The sequence below is a fragment of the Variovorax beijingensis genome (genome assembly GCF_003951285.1).
GTDB lineage: Bacteria > Pseudomonadota > Gammaproteobacteria > Burkholderiales > Burkholderiaceae_C > Variovorax > Variovorax beijingensis.
This window is the reverse complement of sequence record NZ_RXFQ01000003.1, coordinates 220,845-246,050: the sequence shown is the minus strand read 5'-3', so window position 1 is coordinate 246,050 and position 25,206 is coordinate 220,845. Positions and strand designations below refer to the sequence as shown.

General features: G+C 67.4%; 23 protein-coding genes. 8 read left to right on the top strand and 15 right to left on the bottom strand.

Annotation, left to right across the window (positions count from 1 at the left end):
- Window positions 1–58: 58 nt before the first annotated feature.
- From EJO66_RS06570 to EJO66_RS06540, 7 genes are all read left to right on the top strand, one after another.
- The gene (locus EJO66_RS06570; protein WP_124958099.1) at window positions 59–649 is read left to right on the top strand and encodes an HD domain-containing protein; all 591 of its coding nucleotides are present in this window, start codon (window positions 59–61) and stop codon (window positions 647–649) included.
- Window positions 650–672: 23 nt separating this feature from the next.
- A complete protein-coding gene (locus tag EJO66_RS06565; protein WP_124958100.1) occupies window positions 673–1,440 on the top strand; it encodes a class II aldolase/adducin family protein in 768 nt (255 codons plus the stop codon).
- Between the two features lie 97 nt (window positions 1,441–1,537).
- Complete coding sequence (locus tag EJO66_RS06560) at window positions 1,538–2,416, top strand: bile acid:sodium symporter family protein (protein WP_124958101.1); 879 nt, start codon at window positions 1,538–1,540, stop codon at window positions 2,414–2,416.
- A 7-nt stretch (window positions 2,417–2,423) separates the two neighbouring features.
- Window positions 2,424–3,350, top strand: coding sequence for a LysR family transcriptional regulator (locus tag EJO66_RS06555; protein ID WP_124958102.1), 927 nt, complete (start codon window positions 2,424–2,426; stop codon window positions 3,348–3,350).
- A gap of 77 nt (window positions 3,351–3,427) precedes the next feature.
- Window positions 3,428–4,858, top strand: coding sequence for an FAD-dependent tricarballylate dehydrogenase TcuA (tcuA, locus tag EJO66_RS06550; RefSeq protein ID WP_124958103.1), 1,431 nt, complete (start codon window positions 3,428–3,430; stop codon window positions 4,856–4,858).
- Window positions 4,842–6,068: a tricarballylate utilization 4Fe-4S protein TcuB gene (gene tcuB / locus EJO66_RS06545; protein ID WP_125964784.1), complete on the top strand. Its 1,227-nt coding sequence runs from the start codon at window positions 4,842–4,844 to the stop codon at window positions 6,066–6,068. Before tcuA ends, tcuB begins: the two co-directional genes overlap by 17 nt.
- A gap of 161 nt (window positions 6,069–6,229) precedes the next feature.
- Complete coding sequence (locus tag EJO66_RS06540; RefSeq protein WP_124958105.1) at window positions 6,230–8,509, top strand: glycoside hydrolase family 3 N-terminal domain-containing protein; 2,280 nt, start codon at window positions 6,230–6,232, stop codon at window positions 8,507–8,509.
- Between the two features lie 34 nt (window positions 8,510–8,543).
- On the opposite strand, the gene EJO66_RS06535 is transcribed toward EJO66_RS06540, so the two are convergent.
- From EJO66_RS06535 to EJO66_RS06510, 6 genes are all read right to left on the bottom strand, one after another.
- Window positions 8,544–10,241, bottom strand: coding sequence for a YadA family autotransporter adhesin (locus tag EJO66_RS06535; protein ID WP_124958106.1), 1,698 nt, complete (start codon window positions 10,239–10,241; stop codon window positions 8,544–8,546).
- 5 nt (window positions 10,242–10,246) lie between these two features.
- Window positions 10,247–12,496 (bottom strand): phosphocholine-specific phospholipase C, encoded by a 2,250-nt coding sequence (locus EJO66_RS06530; RefSeq protein WP_124958107.1) that lies wholly within the window; start codon window positions 12,494–12,496, stop codon window positions 10,247–10,249.
- A gap of 53 nt (window positions 12,497–12,549) precedes the next feature.
- Entirely contained in the window at window positions 12,550–12,753 is a 204-nt protein-coding gene (locus EJO66_RS06525) for a hypothetical protein (RefSeq protein ID WP_124958108.1), read from the bottom strand.
- Window positions 12,754–12,886: 133 nt separating this feature from the next.
- A complete protein-coding gene (phnE, locus tag EJO66_RS06520) occupies window positions 12,887–13,894 on the bottom strand; it encodes a phosphonate ABC transporter, permease protein PhnE (protein WP_124958109.1) in 1,008 nt (335 codons plus the stop codon).
- Complete coding sequence (gene phnC, locus EJO66_RS06515) at window positions 13,891–14,712, bottom strand: phosphonate ABC transporter ATP-binding protein (RefSeq protein WP_164547777.1); 822 nt, start codon at window positions 14,710–14,712, stop codon at window positions 13,891–13,893. Before phnC ends, phnE begins: the two co-directional genes overlap by 4 nt.
- A gap of 8 nt (window positions 14,713–14,720) precedes the next feature.
- Entirely contained in the window at window positions 14,721–15,656 is a 936-nt protein-coding gene (locus EJO66_RS06510) for a phosphate/phosphite/phosphonate ABC transporter substrate-binding protein (RefSeq protein WP_124958110.1), read from the bottom strand.
- Between the two features lie 183 nt (window positions 15,657–15,839).
- Between EJO66_RS06510 and EJO66_RS06505 the strand changes: the two genes are divergently transcribed.
- Entirely contained in the window at window positions 15,840–16,721 is an 882-nt protein-coding gene (locus tag EJO66_RS06505; RefSeq protein ID WP_164547776.1) for an HAD-IIA family hydrolase, read from the top strand.
- Here EJO66_RS06505 and EJO66_RS06500 read toward each other — a convergent pair.
- From EJO66_RS06500 to urtA, 9 genes are all read right to left on the bottom strand, one after another.
- Entirely contained in the window at window positions 16,658–17,578 is a 921-nt protein-coding gene (locus tag EJO66_RS06500) for a MurR/RpiR family transcriptional regulator (RefSeq protein WP_185738287.1), read from the bottom strand. The genes EJO66_RS06505 and EJO66_RS06500 overlap by 64 nt on opposite strands.
- A gap of 182 nt (window positions 17,579–17,760) precedes the next feature.
- Entirely contained in the window at window positions 17,761–18,111 is a 351-nt protein-coding gene (locus EJO66_RS06495; protein WP_021007782.1) for a hypothetical protein, read from the bottom strand.
- Window positions 18,112–18,259: 148 nt separating this feature from the next.
- Window positions 18,260–18,607: an FmdB family zinc ribbon protein gene (locus tag EJO66_RS06490; RefSeq protein ID WP_124958112.1), complete on the bottom strand. Its 348-nt coding sequence runs from the start codon at window positions 18,605–18,607 to the stop codon at window positions 18,260–18,262.
- An 11-nt stretch (window positions 18,608–18,618) separates the two neighbouring features.
- Window positions 18,619–19,851, bottom strand: coding sequence for a formamidase (gene fmdA / locus EJO66_RS06485; protein ID WP_124958113.1), 1,233 nt, complete (start codon window positions 19,849–19,851; stop codon window positions 18,619–18,621).
- A 40-nt stretch (window positions 19,852–19,891) separates the two neighbouring features.
- On the bottom strand, window positions 19,892–20,581 hold the full coding sequence (gene urtE, locus EJO66_RS06480; RefSeq protein ID WP_124958309.1) for an urea ABC transporter ATP-binding subunit UrtE: 690 nt from the start codon (window positions 20,579–20,581) through the stop codon (window positions 19,892–19,894).
- A gap of 119 nt (window positions 20,582–20,700) precedes the next feature.
- Window positions 20,701–21,444: an urea ABC transporter ATP-binding protein UrtD gene (urtD, locus tag EJO66_RS06475; RefSeq protein WP_124958114.1), complete on the bottom strand. Its 744-nt coding sequence runs from the start codon at window positions 21,442–21,444 to the stop codon at window positions 20,701–20,703.
- A 22-nt stretch (window positions 21,445–21,466) separates the two neighbouring features.
- A complete protein-coding gene (gene urtC, locus EJO66_RS06470; RefSeq protein WP_124958310.1) occupies window positions 21,467–22,660 on the bottom strand; it encodes an urea ABC transporter permease subunit UrtC in 1,194 nt (397 codons plus the stop codon).
- A gap of 34 nt (window positions 22,661–22,694) precedes the next feature.
- Entirely contained in the window at window positions 22,695–23,609 is a 915-nt protein-coding gene (gene urtB, locus EJO66_RS06465) for an urea ABC transporter permease subunit UrtB (RefSeq protein ID WP_125964783.1), read from the bottom strand.
- 143 nt (window positions 23,610–23,752) lie between these two features.
- A complete protein-coding gene (gene urtA / locus EJO66_RS06460) occupies window positions 23,753–25,021 on the bottom strand; it encodes an urea ABC transporter substrate-binding protein (RefSeq protein ID WP_124958116.1) in 1,269 nt (422 codons plus the stop codon).
- Window positions 25,022–25,206 lie beyond the last annotated feature (185 nt).

The following is a 25,206-nucleotide window of genomic DNA, read 5'->3' as shown; positions in this document are numbered from 1 at the left end:
TTGAACGTCAAGCCCGGGTCTACAGTGGCCGCTCCCCCAGGAACACGGAGACAACACGATGAGCGAACGGGCAGGTTTCAGGAGCATGCAGGAGAGCACGCGCGAAGACTGGCAACTGATCGGCGGCGAGTTCAGGCAGTTCGCGGGCGGCCTGCCCGCGCGCGTGATCAGGCACCTGCAGATCCTCGAAGGCGACTACGGCGGCTTTCCGGTCGACCGCTACACCCATTCGCTGCAGACCGCCACGCGCGCGCTGCGCGACGGCCGCGACGAGGAATACGTGGTGTGCGCGCTCCTGCACGACATCGGCGACACGCTCGGCAGCTTCAACCATCCGGACATTGCCGCGGCCATCCTCAAGCCCTTCGTGAGCGAGGCCAACCACTGGATGGTGCAGCACCACGGCATCTTCCAGGGCCACTACTTCTTCCATCACATCGGCCTGGACCGCGACATGCGCGACGGCTTCAAGGACCATCCGCACTACGAGCGCACGGCCGAGTTCTGCGCGCTCTACGACAACCCGGCCTTCGATCCCCGCGCCGAGACGCTGCCCATCGGCGAATTCGAACCCATGCTGCAGCGCCTGATGGCGCAGCCGAAGCAGAGCATCTACAAGGCGGCCATGAAGGAACCGGCCGCGGCCTGACCCCCACAAGGAACCAACCCACCATGAACGCAAACACCCAGTCCGAAATCCAGAAGCTCGTCTCCGCCGAGGAGTGGCAGCTGCGCGTCGACCTTGCCGCCTGCTATCGCCTGGTGGCGCTCTACGGCTGGAGCGACCTCGTCTTCACGCACATCAGCGCGCGCATCCCCGGGCCCGAGCACCACTTCCTGATCAATCCCTACGGCCTGATGTTCGACGAGATCACCGCGTCGAGCCTGGTCAAGGTCGACCAGCAGTGCAACAAGATCATCGAGTCGCCCTATCCCGTGAACCCGGCCGGCTTCGTGATCCACAGCGCGGTGCATGCGGCGCGCGAAGACATCCAGTGCGTGCTGCACACCCACACCAGGGCCGGCATCGCGGTGAGCGCGCAGAAGAACGGCGTGCTGCCCATCAGCCAGCAGTCGACCTTCGTGCTGGCCTCGCTCGCCTACCACGACTACGAAGGCGTGGCCTTCCGCGACGACGAGAAGCCGCGCCTGCAGGCCGACATGGGCAACGCCAATTTCCTGATGCTGCGCAACCATGGCCTGCTGACTTGCGGCAAGACCATTGCCGACGCCTTCCTTTCGATGTACACCTTCGAGAACACCTGCCAGATCCAGATCGCCGCGCAATCGGGCGGCAGCGAGCTCACGCAGGTGAACCCCAAGATCGTCGAGGGCGTGGGCCAGGCGATGAAGGTGCAGACCGGCGGCCTGGGCGGGCAGTTCGTCTGGCCTTCGCTGATCCGCAAGCTCGACCGCATCGACGACAGCTACAAGCAATAAGCAAGCACCGATCCCGATTTCCACGGCTGCCAGCGCCTGCGCGACGGGTGCCGGCAGCCATTTTTTCAGAAGAACCAGAAAGAGGAGACAGCAAGCCATGGACGCTACGCTCATCGTGACCCGCTTCCTGTTCGGCGCACTGGCGCTGGTGATGTTCGGACTCGGGCTGTCGCTTTCGCTGGACGACTTCCGGCGGCTCTTCAAGCACCCCAAGGCGGTCACCATCGCGCTCGTGCTGCAGGTCGTCGGACTGCCGCTCGCGTGCTACGCGATCATCGTGGGCTTCGGGCTTTCGCCGGTGTTCGCGGTCGGCCTCATGCTGCTTGCGGCCTCGCCGGGCGGCATCTCGGCCAACCTGTTCTCGCACCTGTTCGGCGGCAACGTGGCCATGAACATCTCGCTCACGGCCGTGAACACGCTGCTGTCGATCGTCACGCTGCCGCTCATCGCGAACTGGGCCATCGGGCATTTCGCGCAAGGCGGCCAGGTGGTGCCGCTGCAGACGCGCAAGCTGGTGGAGGTGATCGCGATCGTGCTGGTACCGGTGGCCATCGGCATGTTCGTGGCCTCGCGCAGGCCCGGCTTTGCCGCGCGCATGGAAAAGCCGACCAAGATCTTCAGCGCCGCAGTACTTGCGGTGGTGACGGTGCTGGCCATTGCGAACGAATGGAAGACCATCACGGCGACCTTCTCCGAGATCGGACTGCCGGTGCTGCTGTTCAACCTGCTGAGCCTGCTCGCGGGCTACTACCTGAGCCGCGCCGCGGGCCTGGACAAGCCGCTGGCTACGGCCATCAGCTACGAGATCGGCATCCACAATTCCACGCTGGCCATCTTCATCGCGGTGAGCGTGCTCGGCAGCTTTCCGCTCGCGCTGCCGGCGGCCATCTATTCGGTGGTGATGTACATCACCGCGCCGCTGTTCGGCTGGCTGCTTCTGCGCCAGCGCCAGCCGGTGGCCGTTCCTGCGCGATGATGCGTGCATGGAACTCCGGCAACTGCGCTACTTCGTCAAGGTCTGCGAACTCCGCAGCATGGGCCGCGCGGCCATCGAGCTGGGCGTGGTCACCTCGGCGCTGAGCCAGCAGATCAGCCGGCTCGAAGGCGAGCTCTCCACGCGGCTGCTGCAGCGCAGCTCGACCGGCGTGGTGCCCACCGACGCCGGCCTGGCCTTCTTGCAGCAGGCGCAGCTCGCGCTGCGGCATGCCGACGACGCGGTGCGCGCGGCGCAGCAGGCACGCCTGTCGGGCCATGTGAGCGTGGGCCTTGCGCCCACCACGGCCACCGTGCTCGGCGTGCCGCTGATGCGCGCCATGCAGGAGCGCTACCCCGAGGTGCGGCTGCACATGGTCGAGGCGCTGTCGGGCCATCTCACGACGATGCTGCATGCGCGGCAGCTCGACCTGGCGGTGCTGTTCCAGACCGACACGCCGCGGCGCTGGAGCGTCGCGCCGCTGCTGGCCGAGAAGCTGTTCGTGATCGCATCGCCGACGCTGGACGGACGCCCCACGGGCACCCGGGTCCGCCTGTCGCAGCTCGCCGAGGTGCCGCTGATCCTGCCGAGCGGCAGCCACGGCCTGCGCGCCACGCTGATGGCGGCCTTTGCCCGTGCCCGCATCCAGCCGCGCATCGTTGCCGAGGTCGACGGCCTCGCGCTGCTGATGGATGCGGTGCGCGCGGGCTACGGTGCCACCGTGCAGCCCGGCGCCGCGACGGCCCGGCACGACCGCGACGACCTGGAGCTCACGCAGATCAGCGATGCGCACGTGGGCCGCCGCAACCTGCTCGTGAGCCTGTCCGACGACGAGCTTTCGCCGGCCGCGCTGGCCGCGCGCGTGGTGGTTGCCGACACGGCGCGCGCCCTGGTGCGCGAGGGCCGCTGGACTGGGGCAAGTCTTCTCGAAAACTGAACACCTGTTGCCTCGTTCGGGCTTTCGCGTGAAGGGCGCGCTCCCTACAGTCTCCTGGATTCAAAGGAGACCCACGAGTGATCGACGTACTGGTTGTCGGCGGCGGCAATGCCGCGCTGTGCGCCGCGCTGATGGCGCGCGAGGCCGGCGCTTCGGTGCTGCTGCTGGAAGCCTCGCCGAGGGAATGGCGCGGCGGCAATTCGCAGCACACCCGCAACCTGCGCTGCATGCACGACGCACCGCAGGACGTGCTGGTCGATGCCTATCCTGAAGAGGAGTATTGGCAAGACCTGCTGAAAGTGACAGGCGGCCTGACCGACGAACGCCTCGCGCGCCTGGTGATCCGCGCCTCGTCGAACTGCCGCGACTGGATGCACCGCCACGGCGTGCACTTCCAGCCGCCGCTGTCGGGTGCGCTGCACGTGGCGCGCACCAACGCCTTCTTCATGGGCGGCGGCAAGGCGCTGGTGAATGCCTATTTCCGCAGCGCCGAAAGACTGGGCGTGCAGATCCGCTACGACACGCCCGTGGCCTCGGTGGAACTCGACGGCGAGCGCTTCGTGGCCGTGCGCACCGAGGCCGGCGAGCGCATCGAAGCCAGGAGCTGCGTGCTGGCCGCCGGCGGCTTCGAATCGAACCGCGAATGGCTGCGCGAAGCCTGGGGCCGGAACGAGCGCGGCGAATGGCCGGCCGACAACTTCCTCGTGCGCGGCACGCGCTTCAACCAGGGCGTGCTGCTGAAGTACATGATCGACGCGGGCGCCGACAGCATCGGCGATCCGTCGCAGGGCCACATGGTGGCGATCGATGCGCGCGCGCCGCTCTACGACGGCGGCATCTGCACCCGCATCGACTGCGTGTCGCTGGGCGTGGTGGTCAACCGCGAGGCCCGGCGCTTCTACGACGAGGGCGAAGACTTCTGGCCCAAGCGCTATGCGATCTGGGGCCGGCTCGTGGCGCAGCAGCCGGGGCAGATCGCATGGTCGGTCATCGACCAGAAGGCCGTGGGGCGCTTCATGCCGCCGGTGTTCACCGGCACGCAGGCGAACACGCTCGGCGAGTTGGCGCAGAAGATCGGCCTGGACGAAGCCGCCTTCGTGCGCACCGTGCAGGACTACAACGCCGCCTGCCGCGTCGGCCGCTTCGACCACACGGCCCTCGACGACTGCCGCACCGAAGGCATCGCGCCCGCCAAGACGCACTGGGCGCGCCCGATCGACACCGCGCCCTTCTACGCCTACCCCGTGCGGCCGGGCATCACCTTCACCTACCTGGGCCTGAAGGTGGACGAGACCGCGGCCGTGCGCTTCGGCGGCCGGGCGAGCCCCAACCTGTTCGTGGCCGGCGAAATGATGGCCGGCAATGTGCTGGGCAAGGGCTACACGGCCGGCGTGGGCATGAGCATCGGCACGGCCTTCGGCCGCATCGCGGGCACGCAGGCGGCGAATGCAGCCCTGGCCCTTTCGAAGAAGAATTCTCCGGAGACCGCCCTTGCAGCAGCTCACTGACCTGGTCGCACGCGCCCGTGCGGATGCCGACGGCATCGGCGGCGCCTCGGCGCGCGTGATTCCCATCCGCCCGGCCCTGCCGCTGGCCGCCAGCGAAGCCGAAGTCGCGCGCATCCTGCAGATCTGCAACGCCTGCCGGTATTGCGAAGGCTTCTGTGCCGTGTTCCCCGCAATGACGCGGCGGCTCGAGTTCGGCAAGGCCGACACGCACTACCTGGTCAACCTGTGCCACAACTGCGGCTCCTGCCTGCATGCCTGCCAATATGCGCCGCCGCACGAGTTCGCAGTGAATGTGCCGCAGGCGATGGCGCAGGTGCGCCTGCAGACCTACCACGACTACGCCTGGCCGCCCGCGATGGGCGCGCTGTACAGGAAGGCCGGCCTCACCGTTGCGCTGGCGCTGGCGGGCGGGCTCGCGCTGTCCCTGGTGCTGGCCGTGGCGATGACGGGCGCGCTGCTGCACGAGCCGCTCGCGGGTAATTTCTACGCGATCTTTCCGCACAACTTTCTCGCGCTGGTGTTCGGCGCGGTGTTCGCCTTCGTGCTGTTCGCACTGGCGATGGGCGTGCGGCGCTTCTGGCGCGAGGTGTCGCCGGCGCAGGAGAACGCGCCGGGCGAAGTGGCCGGCGTGCGCGCCGCGGCGGGCGCCGAGGCCGCGCGCGATGTACTGCGCCTCAAGTACCTGGGCGGCGGCCACGGCGAGGGCTGCAACAACGAAGACGACCGCTTCACGCTCTGGCGCCGGCGCTTTCATCACTTCACCTTCTACGGCTTCTTGCTGTGCTTCGCCTCCACCTGCGTGGCAACGCTCTACCACTACCTGCTGGGCCTGCACGCGCCCTATGCGCTCACGAGCCTGCCGGTGCTGCTGGGCACCGCGGGCGGCATCGGCCTGGTGATCGGCCCCGTCGGGCTGCTGTGGATGAACCTGCGGCGCAACGCGGCGCATGGCGACGTGGCCCAGCGGCCGATGGACCGCGGCTTCATCGCGCTGCTGCTGCTCACCAGCGTGACCGGCCTGGCCCTGCTCGCCTGGCGCGACACCGCCTTCATGGCGCTGCTGCTCGCGGTGCACCTGGGCGTGGTGATGGCGCTGTTCCTCACGCTGCCCTACGGCAAGTTCGCGCACGGCGTCTTCCGCTCGGCGGCGCTGCTCAAGTTCGCGATCGAAAAACGTCTGCCCAGCCGCCTGCAGCTGGGCGCCGACTGAATGAACCGAATCCTCCCATCGAAGAAAGGGAGCACGCGATGACCATCCTCCTGGACAACCTGCGGCGCTGGCCCCGGGGACAGCCGCTGCTGAACAGGGTGTAACAGCGTTAAAGCCCGACCGTTCCGTGCGGCATCGCTTTGGCGTGAGAATGGCGTGCCATGCACGTTCGAATCCCCGCCATGGCGGCGGCCCTGCTGGGCCTGGCCTCTGTTCTCTCCTCCCCCGTCTCCCACGCAGCCCCGGCCACCGCCGAGGGCGCCGCGGGCGCGGATGCCCGCATCGAATCGCTCATCGCCCGCATGACGGTCGAGGAGAAGGTCGGCCAGCTCAGCCTCTACGGCCCCGCCAACACCAACATTCCCGGCAACCCGCAGGCCGGCCAGCGCAATGCGCAGCAGGAGATCGACGACGTGCGCGCCGGCCGCCTCACGGGCCTGTTCAACAACGAAGGGCTGGAACGCAAGCGGGTGCTGCAGGAGGTGGCCGTGCGCGAATCGCGCCTGGGCATTCCGCTGCTCTACGGCGCCGACGTGATCCACGGCTTTCGCACCATCTTCCCCATGCCGCTGGCCGAGGCCGCGAGCTGGGAGCCCGAACTGGCCGAGCGCACCGCGCGCGCGGCCGCGGTGGAGGCCAGCGCCGACGGCTTCCGCTGGACCTTCGCGCCGATGGTGGACATTGCGCGCGACGCGCGATGGGGCCGCGGCATCGAGGGTGCGGGCGAAGACGTGTACCTGGCCAACCAGTTCGCGGCGGCGCGCGTGCGCGGCTTCCAGGGGAGCGACCTCTCGCGCGCCGATTCGCTGCTGGCCACGCCCAAGCATTTCGCGGCCTACGGCGCCGCCGAGGGCGGGCTCGACTACGCCGCCACCGACATCTCCGAGCGCACGCTGCGCCAGGTCTACCTGCCGCCGTTCCGCGCCGCGCTGGACGCGGGCGCGCTCTCGGTCATGAGCGCCTTCAACGAGATCTCGGGCATTCCGTCGATTGCCAACCCGGCGCTCCTGACGGGCGTGCTGCGCGACGAATGGAAGTTCAAGGGCTTCGTGGTGTCCGACTACACGGCCGACGAGGAACTGATCGCGCACGGCTACGCGGCCAATGGCCGCGAAGCGGCGAAGCAGTCCTTCCTGGCCGGCACCGATGTCAGCATGCAGAGCGGCCTGTACATGCGCCACTTGCCCGAGCTCGTGGCCTCGGGCGAAGTGCCGATGGCGCGGCTCGATGATGCGGTGCGCCGCGTGCTGTGGGTCAAGCAGAAGCTGGGCCTCTTCGACCAGCCGCTGCGCGGCCTCGACGCCGCACCGGCGCAGCCGCGGGCCGACAACCCCGCGCACATCGCGCTGGCGCGCGAGGATGCGCGCCGCTCCATCGTGATGCTGAAGAACGAGCGCGCAGTGCTGCCGCTGCCCAAGTCGGGCCGCAAGATCGCGCTGATCGGGCCCTTCGCCTCGGGCACGCAGGACCTGCTCGGCGCGTGGAGCCTGTTCCCGGGCCAGTCGGCGCCCGTCGGCATCGACGAAGGCCTGCGCGCCGCGCTGGCCGACCCCGGCGCGCTGGCGGTGGTGCGCGGCTCGGGCATCGATGCGCCGCTGGCCGGCGGCATCGAGGCCGCCGTGGCCGCCGCGCGCGATGCCGACGTGGTGGTGCTCGCCATCGGCGAGAGCGAGCGCATGTCGGGCGAAGCGCGCTCGCGCACCGACATCGGCATCCCGCAGGCCCAGCAGGACCTGGCCGAGGCCGTGGCCGCCACCGGCAAGCCGGTGGTGGTGCTGCTGAGCAACGGCCGCGCGATGGCGCTCAGGGGCGCGGTGCGCAATGCCGACGCCATCCTCGTCACCTGGTTTCTCGGCGTGCAGACCGGCACCGCTATCGCCGACGTGGTGTTCGGCGACTTCAATCCCTCGGGCCGGCTGCCGGTGAGCTTTCCGCAGGCGTCCGGCCAGGTGCCCTTCTACTACGGCCAGAAGCGCACCGGCCGGCCGCTGCCCGACAACGACCAGGCCATGGCTTTCAAGACCCGCTACGTGGACACCACGAACCAGGCGCTCTATCCCTTCGGCCACGGCATCGGCTATGCGCCGGTGCGCTACGACAGCATGGAGCTGAGCCAGGACCGGCTGCCGCTCGGCGGCACGCTGCGCGTGCGCGCCACCGTCACCAACACCGGCCGGCGCGAGGCCGAGGAAGTGGTGCAGCTGTATGCCGCCGAACGCGCCGCGAGCGTGACGCGGCCGGTGCGCGAGCTCAAGAACTTCCGCAAGGTGCGCATCGGGCCCGGTGCGTCGAAGGTGGTCGAGTTCACGCTGCGACCGGACGACCTGCAGTTCATCGGCCGCGACATGAAGCCGACGGTGGAGCCCGGAGAGTTCGACCTGTGGGTCGCGCCTTCGGCCGCGGGCGGCATCAGGAAGAGCTTCGCGCTCACGCGGGAGTGAGGCGCGCGCAGGCGAGGCAGCACGCCATGCCGCGTCAATCGAACACGCCCGTGAACGCCACCCGGCTCACCACGCCCGAACTTGTCGCGCCCACGCCGAGCGTGACGCTGTAGCGGCCGTCCTCCGACGTGCGGCGGATCGAGCCGCCCATCGCGCTCTCGCTGCGGAAGTTGCCCAGGCCCACGGCGTAGCTGGTCTTGCCGGGCACGACCGGTGCGGCCTCCATCGCGGCGACACCGGCGATGCCTGCGTAGGCGCGCCGCGCGTTCTCGTCCATCTGGTTCTGCAGGCGCACGGCTGTCAGGTCGGTGTAGGCCTTGCCGAACGGCAGGCCCTGCGCCGCGACGGTATCGGTGTACGCGTTGGCCGACGCAACGCCCGTCTGCACCATGCCCTGCACCTGGCCCACGTTGGTCGCGTCGGTCGGCGCGCTGCCGGGCGCCACGCCGGTGAGCTGGCGGTTGCCCAGCGCCACTTCGCCGGCCGACGACTGCAGGCCCGCCATGCCCACGGCCACGTAGTTCGACTGCGCGCCGCGCGTGGTCACGCTGCCCGAGCCCAGCGCCACGCTGTTCGCATGCGAGGCCGTCGCGCTGCTGCCGATGGCCACGGCATTGTCGGCGCTGGCGCGCGCGGACGTGCCGAGCGAGATGGCATGGCTCGCACTCACGTACACACCGGCCTCTGCGCCGATCGCGATGTTGCCGCTGCCGGAGACGTTCCGGCCCGCACCGCTGCCCTGCGCAATGTTGTTGCTGCCCACCACGCCCTGGCCCGAGGCCGCGCCGAGCGCCACGTTCTGGCTGCCCTGCACCCCACCGCCCGCGGCCTGTCCCATCGCCACGTTGTTGTTGCCCTCAACCTGCGCACCAGCCATCAGGCCCGAGGCCTGGTTGCCCGAGCCGGCCACCCCGGCACCCGCACCCTGCCCCGTGGAGAGGTTGTTGCTGCCGTTCACGTTCCGGCCCGCGTCGCCGCCGTAGGCCTGATTGCCGTTGCCGACCACGTTGCGCCCGGCATTGCTGCCGTAGGCCTCGTTGCCGGTGCCCGCCACGTCGGTGCCGGCCCAGAAGCCGACCGCGTTGTTGTAGTCGCCGGTCACGTTCTGGCCCGCGCTGCGGCCCATCGACTGGTTCCAGCCGCCGGCCACGTTGGTACCCGCGTAGTAGCCGATGGCCTGGTTGGCGTTCTTGCCCGATACGTTGGAGCCCGCTCCCTCGCCGATCGCGAGGTTCCAGTTGGTACCGACGTTGTTGCCTGCGCCCTGTCCGAAAGCCTGGTTGTTGCTGCCCGTCACGGTGCGGCCCGCGTTTGCGCCATAGGCACTGTTGTACGAGCCGGTCACGCCGGTGCCGGCCCAGAAGCCGGTGGCGTTGTTGTAGTTGCCGGTCACGTTCTGGCCCGCGCTGCGGCCGAAGGCCTGGTTCCATCCTCCCGTCACGTTCTGGCCCGCGTTGAAGCCGATGGCCGTGTTGGCGTTGCCGCCGCTCACGTTGGTGCCTGCAGCCTCGCCGATGCCCAGGTTCCACTGGGTCGAGACGTTGTTGCCGGCGTTCTTGCCGATCGCCTGGTTGTTGCTGCCCGTGACGCCGGTCGTGCCGGCGTTGTCGCCGATGCCGAGATTGCCCTTGACCGGGTCCCAGGCGACCGGCTGGGCCGACGCCATGCCCGCGGCCGAGCCGATTGCCACGGCCAGCCCGAGCAGCGCCATGCGCGTGTTCCTGTGCTTCATGGTGCTCAGGCCTTCAGGTGCAGCGCCATCGCCGGATCGCTCACGCTCGGCTTGCCGGTCTCGACGCGGCCCGCGAAGCGGCGCTCGAAGTTGTCGGCGGTCACGGTGAAGTCGTACCAGTGGCCGCTGTCTTCCAGGCTCCAGTGCAGCATGCCCGTGGCTCCCGCAGCCACGTCGAGCGACCAGGGACCGTCGCTGCGGTAGGCGTTGGCCGTGACCGCGACCACGCCGCTGCCCGTGCCGGCGTTGTGCACCTTCACGTAGACCTGGCCCGCGGCCGGGTCGTAGCAGACCTGCACCTCGGGCTTGAAGGCCGCGGTGTCGGTCGCCAGCGCATCGCCCTGGAAGCTGCGCACGTAGCCATTGGTGCTGTAGACCCACAGGTCGTACTTGCCGCTGTCGGTGGCGCCGGCGTTCCAGTAGTCGGCGAGCTGCTTGCCGGCCTCCACGGTGTAGCGGCGCGGGATGCGGTCCAGGTGCAGCCTGTCGTAGACGTGGAACACCGCGCCCTGCTCGCCGGTGTTGCCGAAGATCAGCGACACCAGGCCACGCGGCTCGATGCGCGCGCTGGTGTGCAGCTCGTAGGGCAGCGCGCGCGAGGGACGCGTGCCGGTCTCCTGGTACAGCGGCTGCGGCGTGGCGGGCGCGGTGGTCACGGGGGCTGTGGGCAGAAGCCTCTGCGCCGCATTGATCGCGGGATAGTTGCTCGTGTCGGGCAGCATGGGAACGAGCGGATCGTTCGGGTTGACGAAGTCGAAGCAGGAGGTGAAGTCGCCGCAGACCGCGCGATGCCACGGGCTGATGGCATCCACCGTGATGCCGAAGCGCTTCTCCAGGAACCGGCCCACCGAGGTGTGGTCGAACACCTGCGAATTGACCCAGCCGCCCTTGCTCCACGGCGACACCACGTACGTCGGTACGCGCGAACTCAGGCCCCACGGGCGAATCTTGCCGCTGGTGGTGTCGGCGGCGTTCAGGTAGCTGCCTACGGAGGCGTCGAAATACTCGCCATCCAGCGGCACGGTGGACTTGCCCATCAGGTTGCCATCGGCGTCGTACGACGGCACCGCCGGCATCGCCAGGTGGTCGAAGAAGCCGTCGTTCTCGTCGAAGGTCACGAAGAGCGCCGTCTTGCTCCAGACCGCGGGGTTGGACGTCAGCGCGCCCAGCACATCCGAGATGAAGTCGGCGGCGCCGCTCACGCCTTCGCTGCTGCCGGGATGCTCCGCCAGGGCCTGCGTGGGCAGCACCCACGAAACCTGCGGCAGGGTGCCGTTCATCACGTCCTGCTTGAGCTGGGCGAGGAAGTTGACAGCGCCGTCGGCCGTCGCGGGGCCGCCCGTCAGGCCGTGTTCATAGATCGGCGAACCCGGCTGCGCGGTGCGGAAACTCTCGAAGGCCAGGCAGCCGTGCATGGCACCCGTCCAGTTGTTGTTCATGTTCTGGTAGATGTGCCAGCTGATGCCCGCCTTCTGCAGGACATCGGGCAACGTGTTCCATTTGAAGGCGTTGTTGACGTACTTGTAGTTGTAGGCCCCGGTGGCGGGGTCCTTCTGACCGGTGCCGTCGGCCTCCTGCCCCCGACCCGCGACCCAGCTCGACGGGCTGGGCCAGCAACGCGAGTTGACGGGTTCGGAATCGGTGTCCGTGCTGTTGATGCCCTTCTTGCGCAGCTCCGGATTGAAGTTGGAACCCGACCAGAAAATGATGCGGTTCGGATCGGTGCCGGTGAGGATCGAACAGTGGTAGCCGTCGCAGATCGTGAAGGCATCGGCCAGCGCGAACTGGAACGGAATGTCCTCGCGCAGGTAGTAGCCCATCGTCGCCTGGTTCTTGAACTGGATCCAGCGATCCATCTTTCCCTGGTTCCATGCCGCTTGCTGGTCAGGGAAGTTGTGCGGCGTGCCGGACCCGATCAGCGCCCTGCTCGTCCTGGAATCGCGGCGGAAGGGCTGGATCTCCGGGCCGCCGCTGGGGTTGGGCTGGAAATACACCGACTTGCCGCTGGCCAGCGGAATCGGAAAGCGGTCGCCGAAGCCGCGTACGCCACGCAGGGTGCCGAAGTAGTGGTCGAAGCTGCGGTTCTCCTGCATCAGGATCACGATGTGCTTGACGTCCTGGATGGTGCCGGTGTCGACCGCAGCCTCGACGGCGAGCGCCTTGCGGATCACGGGCGGAAGCATCGTCATCGCCGATGCGGCGCCGATGGCGCCCGCCGACTTGCGGAAGAAATCGCGACGGTTGGTGGTGTTCATGGGTGGTCTTTCAACGCGGGGAATGAAGAGCGGATCGGGTGTTGATGGCGGTGTCAGGGCGCGCACTTGAGGGCGGGCGAAGGTTGCTGGGGCTGGTCGCCGCCGGGCTGCTGCGGGCCGCCGCCGGTGGGCGGCGTCTGGCCCGGAGGAACGATGGGCAGGCCACCACCACCACCACCACCACCGCAGGCGGCGAGGCCAAGGCACAAGACGAAGCCCGCCGCAGCGAGGCCGTACCGGGAAGAAGCTGTTTTCATGAGGTGTGTCCTTTTGAATCGGAGAGCGTGAGAAAGGCGAAATCGAAAAGCGAAGGCGAAGCCGCTCCCCTGCGGGCCCGCGAAGGGCTCGCACCGGATCGGAAAAGAGTCGGGGTACGGGTAGGGCTAGCGCTCAGGCATAGCGGCTGCGCAGCCGGGCTGCGACCCTGTCGAGCACGAGGACCGTCAGGAAGATCGCGATCAGGATCGTTCCGACGTGCGCGTAGTTGTACATGTCGTAGCGGCCCTTGAGCTCCTGGCCGATGCCGCCCGCGCCCACCAGCCCCACCACGGTGGCCATGCGCACGTTGCGGTCGAGGATGTAGAGCGTGTAGGCGATGAACTGCGGCATCACCTGCGGCAGCACCGCGAAGCGCATCACCTTGAGCTTGTTCGCGCCAATGGCGCGCAGCGCCTCCTGCGGCCTGTCGTCGGCGGTCTCGATGTCTTCCGCGTAGAACTTGCCGAGAAAGCCCGCCGAATGCAGCGCGAGCGCCAGCACGCCGGCAATGGGGCCGAAGCCGTAGGCCAGCACCAGGAACAGCGCGCTCACGAGCTCGGGCACCGCGCGGAACATGCCCACCACGCCGCGCGCCAGCGTGTAGACGGCGCGGTTGGGCGTGTAGTTCTTCGCGCTGCACCAGGCCAGCGGTGCACTCAGCACGATGGCCAGCAGCGTGGCCCAGATGGCGATCTCGAAGGTCTCGAGCATCTTCACCGCCACGTGCCAGAGGTACCCGAAGGGCTCCACCAGCACCTCGCGCCGGTCCACCACCTCTTCCATCTGCAGCGTCTGCGGGTTGAGCCTGGGCTGTCGCGACTCCTCGGTCTCGACGTGCGAGAACCAGGGCAGCCGGTTCCGGTCGAAGCCCTCGATGCGCGAAACCTCGGTGCGCTCCGAGATCTGCGGCGGGAAGAGCGAACGCGCGATGGCGCCCAGGCCCGACAGCACCTGCGACTGGTCGCGCAGGCCGACGGCCGCGAGCACGCCCTCGCCGGTGAGCGACAGCATGCGGCCCATCTCCACGCGCTGGCCGGCGAAGAAACCGACGACGACCACGAGGAACAGCACGACGAGGCTGCGGGTGCCGAAGGGCTGCGGCAGTTCCCAGGCCGACGAGGGACGGGTCAGGCTGCTCATTGCGCAAGCTCCAGCACGCCGCCGGCGTGCAATGGCAGCACGGCTTCGGGTTCCTTGCCCGGTCCGTGCGGCTGCTGCGCGGCGGCCGGGGCGCGGCCGTAGATCGCATCGAAGGCATTCGGGTCGAAGGCCTCCGGTGCACCGTCGAACACCACCGCGCCCTGGCGCAGCGCCACGATGCGGTCGGCGAACTCGCAGGCCAGCTCGATCTGGTGCAGGCTGCACAGCACCGTGGTGCCGCGCTCGCGCGCCTGCCCTCGCAGCAGCGACAGCACGTCGTGGCTGGTCTGCGGATCGAGGCTCGCCACCGGCTCGTCGGCCAGCACCAGCGGCGGATCGAGCATGAAGGCGCGCGCGATGCCTACGCGCTGCTGCTGCCCGCCGGAGAGCTCGCTCACGCGGCGCAGCAGATGTTGTTCCTGAAGGCCCACCGATTCGATCAGCGCGCAGGCCTTGCTGCGCTGCGCATCGGAGAACAGGCCCAGGAGCGCACGCCATGTCGGCAGCGCGGGCAGCGCGCCGCCCAGCACATTGGCGGCCACGGTGGAGCGCAGCACGAGATTGAACTGCTGGTGGATCATGCCGATGCGCGGGCGGATGCGGGCGAGCGATGCGGCCGCGATCTGCACGCCTTCGACCTGCACCGTGCCATGCGTGGGCTTGACCAGCCCGTTGGCCATGCGCAACAGCGTCGACTTGCCCGCGCCCGAGGAGCCCAGCACCACGCAGAACTGGCCGGCCGGCACCTGCAGCGAAACGCCGTCGAGCGCGCGCGTGCCATCGGCATAGCGCATGGCGACCGAATCGAAGTTCAGCATGGCGGTGCTCAACGCTCCGCGGCCTTGGCGAGGATGCGGCCCTTGAGCTCGTCGGTGAGCAGGCCGAGCTTCTCGGCCGCGACGTTGAACTCGTCCTCGGAGAACTTGGTGTCGTAGCCGTCGATCTTGCTGCCGCCGTAGCCGCGGATCATGTCGGGCGTGACGCCAGGGGCCTTGTTCACCGTCTGGAAGGCGTCCTTCAGCCTGGCCTTGAGCGGCTCGGGCAGCTTCGAGTTGAGCGCGAGCGGCGGGTACGGAATGGCCATGCTCCTGGCGATGACCTTCATGGCCTTCGGATCGACCGCGCCCTGCTTCACCGCCTTCTCGTAGGAGTCGAACGAGAGCGATGCCACGTCGACCTGGTCCTGCACCAGCGCGGCCAGGCTGCTCGCGTGGCTGCCGGTCATGCGGATGGCACCGAGATCCTTCGCCGGGTCCATGCCGGCGTCCAGCAGCATCGCGACCTGGAAGGTGAAGCTCGATGCCGAGTTGACGTCGCCGAAGGCCACGCGCTTGCCCTTGACGTCCTTGATGCCCGCGATGGGTGCATTGGCCTTGGCGAACATGCCGGCGTAGTACACCGAGGCGCCCTTTTCCACGCCCACGGCCAGCAGTTGCGCGCAGCCGCGCTTGTGGGCCTGCACATACGACACCGGGCCGAAGAAGGCGATGTCGGCGAGCTGGTTGCACATGCCCTCGACCACGGCACCGTACGACTGGCCGACCTTCAGGTCGAAGTTCAGGCCCGTGGTGCGCGTGATGGCGTTGAAGACCGGCGCGTAGTCGGCCTTGGTGCCCGACTCGGTGCCGCCGTCGGCGGGAATCAGCAGCACGCGCAGCGGGTGCTCGCGCGAGCCGTCGGCCACCGATTGCGCATGGACCGTGGGGGAAAGCGCTGCGGACAGCGAGAGTGCGGCGGCCGCGACGGCCAGGAGCTTCTTCATGATCGGTTCCTTCGTTTCGGATCTGGGTGGCGAGCGGGTCCATCGCTCGGATGCCGGTGAGCTTAGAAACCGAAGATGACAGGAAAATGAAATTAACTCAGTACAAAATAACAAATTAATTGAATAATGTTCAATACAATCCGGCGCCATGGCCGAGATGCGGTCGGCCGATACCGGAGATCCATGAGCACGAAATCCAAGACAGCGACAGGCAATGGCAGCAGCAACGGCACCGCAGCTAACGGCGAATGGCCCGCGCAGGTCCGCCACCTGCTGGTCGACCTCGACGGCACGCTGGTGCGCCAGCAGGAAGCAATCGACGGCGCAGCCGCTCTGCTCGCGCAGTTTCAAGACCGCTACGCCATCGTTTCCAACAATTCCACGCACACGGCGCAGGGCCTGGCGAAGCGGCTTCGTCGGCTGGGCCTGCGCGTGCCGCCAGAACGTATCGTGCTGGCCGGCGAACTGGCGGTGCGGCAACTGGCACAGCAGCACCCCGGCGCCCGCGTGCTGCTGATCGGGAGTCCCGCGCTCCAGCGGTTTGCGCATGCCGAAGGCTGCGATCTCGTGCAGGAGGACGCCGACTTCGTGCTGCTCGCGCTCGACATGCACTTCAGCCATGCGCGGCTCGCCATCGCCGCGAACGAATTGCTGCGCGGCGCCAGGCTGATCGCGACGAATGCCGACGCCACGCACCCCGGCCCGCAAGGCCGCGTGGTGCCCGAGACCGGCGCGCTGCTCGCCGCCGTGATCGCCGCGAGCGGCCGGCAACCCTGGCGCGTGATCGGCAAGCCCGCGCCGCTGTTGTTCGAGGAAGGCCTGCGCCGCCTGGGCGCAGAGCCCGGGAGCACGGTGGTCGTCGGCGACAACCCGCTCACCGATGCCGAAGGCGCCGCGAGGCTCGGCATGGCATGCCTGCTCGTGGGCCAGGCACCGGGTGCGGTCGCACCCACCGTGGCCGGACTGTTCCGGCCTTCAGCCGCCGCGCGTGAAGAAACGCCTCAGTACCGCTTGAGCGAGAGCACGTCGAAGGTCTGGCGCAGCGTGCGCACCGAGGTGTCGTAGTCCGAGAGCGCGAGGCAGGCGATCAGCACGTCGATGATCGCCAGCTGCGCGAGGCGGCTCGTCATCGCCTCGGTGCGAAAGCTGGTCTCGCGCGCCATGGTGAAGAGCACCACGTCGGCAAAGGCCTGGATCGGCGACTTGCCGAAGTTGGTGATGCACACTGTGGAGGCGCCCGCCTCCTTCGCGAGCCGCGTGGCCGTGACTGTCTCGTGCGTGCTGCCCGAGTGCGAGATGGTGAGCACCGCCACCTTCGAGTCGGTGAGCGAGGCGCTGATGGCCTGCACGTGCGAATCGACCACCACCTTGGCGTTCAGGCCGATGCGCAGCATGCGGTAGTGGGCGTCTTCGGCGATCGTGGCGGAGCTGCCGATGCCATAGATCTCGATGCGCTCGGCCTTGCGGAACAGCTTGACCGCGCGCTCCATCGCCTTCGCGTCGAGCGTGGCCTGCGTGTCGTGCAGGGTCTGCACGTTGCTCTGGAAGATCTTGCGGATGACCGCATCCGCCTTGTCCTGCGGATCGAGGTCTTCATGGATGAACTGCACCGGCCGCACGATCTCCTGCGCGAGCGCGATCTTGATCTGCTGGAAGCCGGTGGCGCCGAGGTTCTTGCAGAGGCCGACGATGCTGCCCTCGCTCGAGCCGGTGCGCTCGGCCACCTCGCTCACCGACATGTGGACCACCTCGCGCGGGTTCTTCACGATGAAGTCGGCGATGCGCTGGCCGACCGGGCCGAGGGAGGACCACAACGTCTCGATGCGCGCCAGCACGGCCGAGACCTGCCCGTTCGGCGTCTCGAAGAGTGGCGTGCCGGTGGCCTTGGTGTTGGGGGGCCGGGGGGTACTGTTTCGCTTCATGGAACGCGAGCTTACCTGCCAACGGTGGCGGCTTTGCGTGCCTGCGGCCTGGTGCGGCCATCGCTTTTGCCACGCACCCCAGGATCGTCGAGCGACCTCGCGCAGCAGATGCGACCGGGAAAACGGGCCCGAGGGCCCGCTGTTCTTCACAGCATCGATCGACGGATCGAAAAAGCGCCGACTCAGAGGCCAGCTTGGCGCGTGAACGACACGCTGGGCTTCTTGTAGGCTTGCGGCACTTCGTCGCGGTAGAACGCGCGGCGGTCGAGGCTGGCCAGCGGGTCATGCGCCTTGGCAACGGCTTCGGCTTGAACGGTCGCGCGGTCGGCGGTCGAGGTGAAGGCTTGTGCGCCGGCGGCGGCACCGTCGCTGTATTCATTGCCGGCACGGGCGGCGGCAACGGCTTGCGGTGCGACTTCAGCGCGCGAAACGCCGGAGTTCACGGTCAGCACACCTTCGTAGGTTTCTGCATGCGCACCGGCGACAGCCAGGAGCGAGAGGGCAGCAGCAGCGAGGACTTTCGAGGCATTCATTTCAATCTCCTAATGGGTTGGTTGATGAAATGAAGTGTGAGCCTGAAGCCCCATAAAAAACCGCCGCAAACGGAATCGCGGCGTTCACGGGATTGAAACAATCGGGCCGACGCCGACCCGTTGCTCGCCGCAAATCATTGGCTCGGCATTAGTGCGAAATCATCCAGGGCCGCCTGGCCGGCGCCGACTTGGCACCGTTGGGCGCCGTCACTGTCGCACTGCGCCGCGACGATGAGCCCGAGCAGCAGCCGCAGCCCGCCGGATGCTTGAAGCGCGCGTAGTCGCGCGAGCTGCCCGGCTCGTGCCGGGCGCGCTCGTTGGTCTCCATCGCGCGGCGCGTGCCCGAGGCCATCAGCGCGAGCCGCGGTGCGGCCGAAAGCACGCGCGGCGATGCCGAGCCGCAGTCGGGGCATGCGGCGGGATCGTCGCGCTGGCCCGAAGGCCGCAGCGCCTCGAAGCCGCCGCACTGGCCGCAGGCGTAGTCGTAGGTGGGCATGGGCGCGTCCGTCAGACCAGGTCGTGCGACAGCGGCATGTCGACGCTGCCGTCGATCATCTTCATCGGCCCCGCGGCGTTCGGGTTGATGTCGAAGTCGAAGATCTGCGTGGGCAGCCAGAGCGTGGCGCAGGAGTTGGGCACGTCGACCACGCCGCTGATGTGGCCCTGCACGGGTGCCGTGCCCAGGATCGAATAGGCCTGGGCACCCGAATAGCCGAACTTCTTCAGGTACTCGATGGCATTCAGGCAGGCCTGGCGGTAGGCCACGTTCACGTCCAGGTAGTACTGCTTGCCGGCCTCGTCGACCGAAATGCCTTCGAAGATCAGGTAGTCGTTGTACTGCGGCGTGATGACGCTCGGCTTGAAGATCGGGTTCCTGATGCCGTACTTGGCCATGCCGCCCTTGATGAGCGTGACCTTCATGTGCACCCAGCCCGCCATCTCGATGGCGCCGCAGAAGGTGATCTCGCCGTCGCCCTGGCTGAAGTGCAGGTCGCCCACGCTGAGGCCCGCGCCGTCGACGTACACCGGGAAGAACACCTTCGAGCCGCGCGACAGGTCCTTGATGTCGCAGTTGCCGCCATGCTCGCGCGGAGGCACGGTGCGCGCGCCTTCGGCCGCCGCCTTGGCGCGCGCCTCGCCGGTCATCTTGCCCATGTGGGCGGTACCGGCGAACGGCGGATTGGCAAGGCCCGGCACGCGGTCCGGATCGGTGGCGATGAGCTTGCCTTCGCGCTCGTTCCACATGTCGAGCATCGGTTTGTCGGGCAGGCAGCCGATCAGGCCGGGGTGGATGAGGCCCGCGAAATTCACGCCCGGAATGTGGCGCGAGCTGGTGAACATGCCCTTGAAGTCCCAGATGGATTTCTGCGCTTCGGGAAAGTGGTCGGTCAGAAAGCCGCCGCCGTTCTTCTTCGAGAAGAAGCCGTTGAAGCCCCAAAGGCTGTCCTGCTTGGCACCGATGTCGAGCAGGTCCACCACCAGCAGGTCGCCGGGCTCGGCGCCCTTCACGCCCACGGGGCCCGAGAGGTAGTGCACGGTGCTCAGGTCGATGTCGCGCACGTCGTCGGCGCTGTCGTTGTTCTTGATGAAGCCGCCGGTCCAGTCGAAGGTCTCGAGGATGAAGTCGTCGCCCGGGTTGACCCAGCAGGCCATCGGAATGTCCGGATGCCAGCGGTTGTGGATCATCTCGTTCTCGGTGGGCGGCTTGGTCAGGTCGACCTTGATCAGCGTGTCCGTCATTTGCAGTGGCTCCTGGTTGGGTTGTGGTTGAACGGAAAGGTCAGACCGAAAGATAGGCCTTGATGTGGTCGACGTCGGTCTTGTCGCGCGCGGTCTCGTGCACGAGCCGCCCGCCTTCGATCACGAAGAGCCGGTCGGCCACGTCCATGGCAAAGCTCAGCACCTGCTCGGACACGACGATGGTGATGCCGCGCAGCTTGCGGATCTCGTTGAGGGCCTTGGCGATGTCCTTGATGATCGAAGGCTGGATACCTTCGGTGGGCTCGTCGAGCAGCAGCACCTTGGGGTCGGTGACGAGGGCGCGCGCAATGGCCAGCTGTTGCTGCTGGCCGCCCGAGAGGTTGCCGCCCTTGCGGCGCTTCATGTCCCACAGCACGGGAAACAGCGCGTAGATTTCTTCGGGGATGCGTTTTGTCTTCGAGTTCTCGAGGCCTGTCTGGATGTTCTCTTCCACGGTCAGTGTCGGGAAAATCATGCGCCCCTGCGGCACATAGGCAATGCCCTTGGCCACGCGCCGGAAGCTCTCGTCGCGCGACACGTCCTGGCCCGCCACTTCGATGCGGCCGCTCTTCAGCGGCAGCACGCCCATGAGGCTCTTGAACAGCGTGGTCTTGCCCATGCCGTTGCGGCCCATGATGGCGACCGTCTCGTTGGCATGGCCTTCGAAAGAGATGCCGTGCAGGGCCTCGCTCTGGCCGTAGGCGACGTGGAGGTCTTCTACCTTCAGCATGATGTCGCTCATGTCACTGGCTCCTGGGTTGTGCGTTCTGGGTACTCCCCTCCGCGTACCCTGTCGGCGGGAGCGCGCCCTGAATGACCCACAACGCGACGAATAGAACAACAACTCATCTAGTGCCCCAGATAAACGTCGATGACCTTCGGATCCGCCTGCACCTTCTCCATCGGTCCCTCGGCCAGGATCTTTCCCTGGTGCATCACGGTGACCTTGTGCGCGATCTGCTTCACGAAGGCCATGTCGTGCTCGATGACGATCACCGCGCGGTTCTGGCAGATGCGCTTGAGCAGGTCGGCCGTGAGCTCGCGTTCGCGCGCGCTCATGCCGGCAATGGGTTCGTCGAGCATCAGCAGCTCAGGCTCCTGCATCAGCAGCATGCCGATCTCCAGCCACTGCTTCTGGCCATGGCTCAGCAAACCTGCCTCGGTGCGCAGCCTGTCGGCCAGGCCGATGTCCTCGGCCACCGCCTGCACCTTGGCCTTGACCTCGTCGTCGCACTTGAACGCCAGCGCGCCGAGCACCGAGCGGCCCTTGGGGAACGACACCTCCAGGTTCTGGAACACGCTCAGGTTCTCGTAGATCGACGGCGTCTGGAACTTGCGGCCGATGCCCAGCCGCACGCGCTTGTGCTCGGCCATCTTCGTGAGCTCGGTGTTCTTGAACTTGATGCTGCCGGCGCTCGCACGCGTCTTGCCGCAGATCAGGTCCAGCAGCGTGGTCTTGCCCGCGCCGTTCGGGCCGATGATCACGCGCAGCTCGTTCCTGTCGATGTAGAGCGTGAGGTCGTCGATGGCCTTGAAGCCGTCGAACGAAACGCTGAGGTCTTCCACCGCAAGGGCGAAGTCGGTGTTGCTCATGAGATGGTGGCTCCGGTGTTCTTCAGGCGCGCTGGCTGCCGACACCGTCGGGCAGTTGGGGTTCGGGCGCCGCGGCCGGTGCCGCCGGCGGCAGCTGCGTGGAGGCCGGCGGCTGCACCGCGGCCTCGCGCAGCGCCTTGCGCCGCTCCTTCCACCACGGCCTGATCTTTTCGTCCCACAGGCCTGCGAGCCCCATCGGAAAGGCCATGGTCACGCCGATGAAGAGCCCGGCCATCAGGAACAGCCACAGGTCCGGAAAGCTCTCCGAGAACAGCGTCTTGCCCGCGTTCACCAGCAGCGCGCCGTACACCGCGCCCACCAGGCTCATGCGGCCGCCCACGGCGCAGAAGATCACCATCTCGATCGACGGCACGATGCCCACGAAGCTCGGCGACATGAAGCCCACCTGCAGCGCGAACATCGCCCCGCCGATGCCCGAGAGCCCGGCCGCCAGGCAGAAGATGAAGACCTTGAAGTTCGACACGTCGTAGCCCGAGAAGCGCACGCGGTCTTCCTTGTCGCGCATGGCCAGCAGCAGCGTGCCGAGCTTGCTGGTCTGGATCCAGCGGCACAGCACGATGCTGGCGATCAGCAGGCCCACGCAGACGTAGTAGAGGATGTACTTGGCGCCGTCGGTGCGCGTGTCCCAGCCCAGCATCGTCTTCAGGTCGGTCATGCCGTTGACGCCGCCCGTGTAGCCCTGCTGGCCGATGATGAGCACGGTGCAGATCAGCGCCACCGCCTGGGTGATGATCGCAAAGTACACGCCGCCCACGCGGCGCTTGAACATCGCAAAGCTCACCAGCCAGGCCAGCGCCATCGGCGCCAGCACCACCAGCGCCAGGCTCAGCGGCAGGCTCTTGAACGGCAGCCACAGCGCGGGCAGCTCGGTGATCTGGTTCCAGTCCATGAAGTCGGGAATGCCGGGTGTCGACTGGATCTTGGTCGTGACGGGGTCGGAGGCCTCGAGCTTGAGGAACATCGCCATCGCGTAGCCGCCGATGCCGAAGAACACGCCCTGCCCCAGGCTCAGCACGCCGCCGTAGCCCCACACCATCACCAGGCCGACGGCCACGAAGGCGTAGGTGAGGTACTTGCCCACGAGGTTCAGGCGGAAGATGTCGAGCGACAGCGGCAGCACGACCGCCAGCAGCAGCACCAGCAGCAAGAGGCTGCCCAGCTGGTAGCGCAGGATCGAGGCCTTGATGAAATTCATCATCGGAACGTCCTCCAGAAAGGATTCGGGTTCATCAGCGACGGACCTTGACTGCAAACAGACCCTGCGGCCGCATCATCAGGATCAGCACGATCAGCGACAGCGTCAGCACCTTGGCCATCGAGCCGGTCATGAAGAACTCCGAGATCGACTGCGTCTGCGCAATGCCGAAGGCCGAGACCACGGTGCCCAGCAGACTGGCGGCACCGCCGAAGGTGACGACCAGGAAGGCATCGACGATGTAGAGCGAGCCCGAGGTCGGACCGGTCGAGCCGATGGTGGTGAAGGCCGCGCCCGCCATGCCGGCAATGCCGCAGCCGATGGCGAAAGTCAGTCGATCGGTCTTCATGGTGTCGATGCCGGTCGCGTTGGCCATGGTGCGGTTGGCCACGGTGGCGCGCACGCGCAGGCCCCAGCGGCTCTTGTGCAGCGCGACCAGCACACCGCCGGTGACCAGCGCGGTGAGCGCGAGCACGAACAGGCCGTTGATCGGAATGTCCAGGCCTTCATGCGGCGTCCACGAGCCCATGAGCCACTCGGGCAGCGTGGGGCTCACTTCCTTCGGGCCGATGAAGGTGCGGAAGATCTGCTGCAGGCCCAGGCTCACGCCCCAGGTGGCCAGCAGCGTGTCGAGCGGGCGTTTGTAGAGGTGGCGGATCAGCACCCACTCCACGATCCAGCCGACGATGAAGGCGAACACGAAGGCGAGGCCGATCGCGATCGGAAAGTAATACGGCATGAACGCGGGCGCCAGGCTTTCGGTGACGCGCGCAGCCAGGTAGATCGAATAGGCGCCGATGGTCATGAACTCGCCATGCGCCATGTTGATCACGCCCATCTGGCCGAAGATGATCGCGAGGCCCAGGCCCATGAGCAGCAGCACCGCGAACAGGCTCAGTCCCGCGAAGCCCTGCATCAGGCCGATGTTCATCATGTCCGACAGAGTCATGGAGGATTCCTGTAGTGGCTGTTGGCTCCTTCCCCCTCCGGGGGAAGGTTGGGATGGGGGCAGGTAGAGCGTGCCCAGTGGCAACGCCGCCTGCCCCCACCCCTGCCCTCCCCCAAAGGGGGAGGGAGAAAGTCATCAGGGGTTTATTGATAGCCTTTGGGAAACGGATCCGGCTTGATGAGCTCCGCCGACTCCGCCACCACCTTGAACGTCCCGTCCAGCTGCCCCTGCCCGATGCGCGCCTTGCTCCACAGGTGGTGGTTCGCGTCCAGCTTCACGTAGCCTTCGGGCGCCGTCTTCAGCTCGATGCCCGGCGAGCCGGCCACCACCTTGTCGACGTCAAAGCTGCCGGCCTTCTCCACCGCCGCCTTCCAGAGCCACGGGCCCAGGTACCCCGCCTGCGTGACGTCGCCGATCACCGCGTCCTTGCCGTACTTGGCCTTGAAGGCGGCCACGAACTTCTTGTTGTTCTCGTTGTCGAGCGACTGGAAGTACTTCATCGACGAGTAGAAGCCCGCGAAGTTCTCGCCGCCCACGCCGGTCATTTCGTCTTCCGTGACGGCCAGCGTCAGCAGGAACTGCTTGTCGCCCGTGATGCCCGCGGCCTTGAGCTGCTTGTAGAAGGCCACGTTCGAGCCGCCCACCACCGCCGCGAAGATGCAGTCGGGCTTGGCCACCTTGATCTTGTTGATCAGCGAGTTGAAGTTGGTGTGGCCCAGCGGGTAGTACTCCTCGCCCTTGACCGAGCCCTTCTGGAAGTTCTCGATGTGCTTGCGCGCGATCTTCATCGAGGTGCGCGGCCAGATGTAGTCGGAGCCCACCAGGAAGAAGGTCTTGGCCTTCTTCTCCTTGGCGCCCCAGTCCAGCCCCCAGATGATCTGCTGCGTGGCTTCCTGGCCCGTGTAGATCACGTTCTTGCTCTGCTCCAGGCCTTCGTAGAAGGTCGGGTAGTACAGCAAGCCGTTCTCCTTCTCGAACACCGGCAGCACGGCCTTGCGCGAGGCGCTGGTCCAGCAGCCGAACACTGCGGCGCAATGGTCGTTGACCAACAGCTTCTTCGACTTCTCGGCAAAGGTGGGCCAGTCGGAGGCGCCGTCTTCCTTGATCACCTTGATCTTGCGCCCGAGGATGCCGCCCATCGCGTTGATCTGGTCGATGGCGAGCTGCTCGGCCTGGATCGAGCCGGTCTCCGAGATGGCCATGGTGCCGGAGGACGAGTGCAGCTGGCCCACGGTCACTTCGGTGTCGGTGACCGCGAGCTTGGTGGTGTTGACCTTGGCCGTGGGGAACTGCGACTGGCCGAAGCTCAGGCCGGGGAGGCCCATCACGGGCAGCGCGGCGGCGCCCTGCAGCAAGCGGCGGCGGCGCAATGCCAGGGCATCGAGGGAAAGATCTTCTGAATCACGCGACATCGGGAAACTCCAGGCAGGTTGTTGGAAGGGTGAGCCGCGCACCATCGCAGTGCATCGGACGGTGCCCCGAGCACCATGGCTGGTACTTTAGAAATCACTTGCGCCGGCGCGAATACGTCATTCAACGTAGCGGCCGCAAGCGCCCGGACCTGCAGACTTGCGAGCCGCGCACAAGGGCGGAAAGC

What these genes read in the sequence shown, in the direction of transcription:
- fmdA (WP_124958113.1), bottom strand. Translation starts at nt 19,851, where the DNA reads ATGACGGACACGCTGATCAAGGTCGACCTGACCAAGCCGCCCACCGAG.
- phnE (WP_124958109.1), bottom strand. Translation starts at nt 13,894, where the DNA reads ATGAGCAGCCTGACCCGTCCCTCGTCGGCCTGGGAACTGCCGCAGCCC.
- urtA (WP_124958116.1), bottom strand. Translation starts at nt 25,021, where the DNA reads ATGTCGCGTGATTCAGAAGATCTTTCCCTCGATGCCCTGGCATTGCGC.
- EJO66_RS06540 (WP_124958105.1), top strand. Translation starts at nt 6,230, where the DNA reads ATGCACGTTCGAATCCCCGCCATGGCGGCGGCCCTGCTGGGCCTGGCC.
- EJO66_RS06535 (WP_124958106.1), bottom strand. Translation starts at nt 10,241, where the DNA reads ATGAAGCACAGGAACACGCGCATGGCGCTGCTCGGGCTGGCCGTGGCA.
- EJO66_RS06555 (WP_124958102.1), top strand. Translation starts at nt 2,424, where the DNA reads ATGGAACTCCGGCAACTGCGCTACTTCGTCAAGGTCTGCGAACTCCGC.
- EJO66_RS06560 (WP_124958101.1), top strand. Translation starts at nt 1,538, where the DNA reads ATGGACGCTACGCTCATCGTGACCCGCTTCCTGTTCGGCGCACTGGCG.
- EJO66_RS06530 (WP_124958107.1), bottom strand. Translation starts at nt 12,496, where the DNA reads ATGAACACCACCAACCGTCGCGATTTCTTCCGCAAGTCGGCGGGCGCC.
- EJO66_RS06510 (WP_124958110.1), bottom strand. Translation starts at nt 15,656, where the DNA reads ATGAAGAAGCTCCTGGCCGTCGCGGCCGCCGCACTCTCGCTGTCCGCA.
- urtC (WP_124958310.1), bottom strand. Translation starts at nt 22,660, where the DNA reads ATGAATTTCATCAAGGCCTCGATCCTGCGCTACCAGCTGGGCAGCCTC.
- urtB (WP_125964783.1), bottom strand. Translation starts at nt 23,609, where the DNA reads ATGACTCTGTCGGACATGATGAACATCGGCCTGATGCAGGGCTTCGCG.
- EJO66_RS06565 (WP_124958100.1), top strand. Translation starts at nt 673, where the DNA reads ATGAACGCAAACACCCAGTCCGAAATCCAGAAGCTCGTCTCCGCCGAG.
- EJO66_RS06570 (WP_124958099.1), top strand. Translation starts at nt 59, where the DNA reads ATGAGCGAACGGGCAGGTTTCAGGAGCATGCAGGAGAGCACGCGCGAA.
- EJO66_RS06495 (WP_021007782.1), bottom strand. Translation starts at nt 18,111, where the DNA reads ATGAATGCCTCGAAAGTCCTCGCTGCTGCTGCCCTCTCGCTCCTGGCT.
- EJO66_RS06525 (WP_124958108.1), bottom strand. Translation starts at nt 12,753, where the DNA reads ATGAAAACAGCTTCTTCCCGGTACGGCCTCGCTGCGGCGGGCTTCGTC.
- urtD (WP_124958114.1), bottom strand. Translation starts at nt 21,444, where the DNA reads ATGAGCAACACCGACTTCGCCCTTGCGGTGGAAGACCTCAGCGTTTCG.
- EJO66_RS06490 (WP_124958112.1), bottom strand. Translation starts at nt 18,607, where the DNA reads ATGCCCACCTACGACTACGCCTGCGGCCAGTGCGGCGGCTTCGAGGCG.
- EJO66_RS06500 (WP_185738287.1), bottom strand. Translation starts at nt 17,578, where the DNA reads ATGAAGCGAAACAGTACCCCCCGGCCCCCCAACACCAAGGCCACCGGC.
- EJO66_RS06505 (WP_164547776.1), top strand. Translation starts at nt 15,840, where the DNA reads ATGAGCACGAAATCCAAGACAGCGACAGGCAATGGCAGCAGCAACGGC.
- phnC (WP_164547777.1), bottom strand. Translation starts at nt 14,712, where the DNA reads ATGCTGAACTTCGATTCGGTCGCCATGCGCTATGCCGATGGCACGCGC.
- urtE (WP_124958309.1), bottom strand. Translation starts at nt 20,581, where the DNA reads ATGCTGAAGGTAGAAGACCTCCACGTCGCCTACGGCCAGAGCGAGGCC.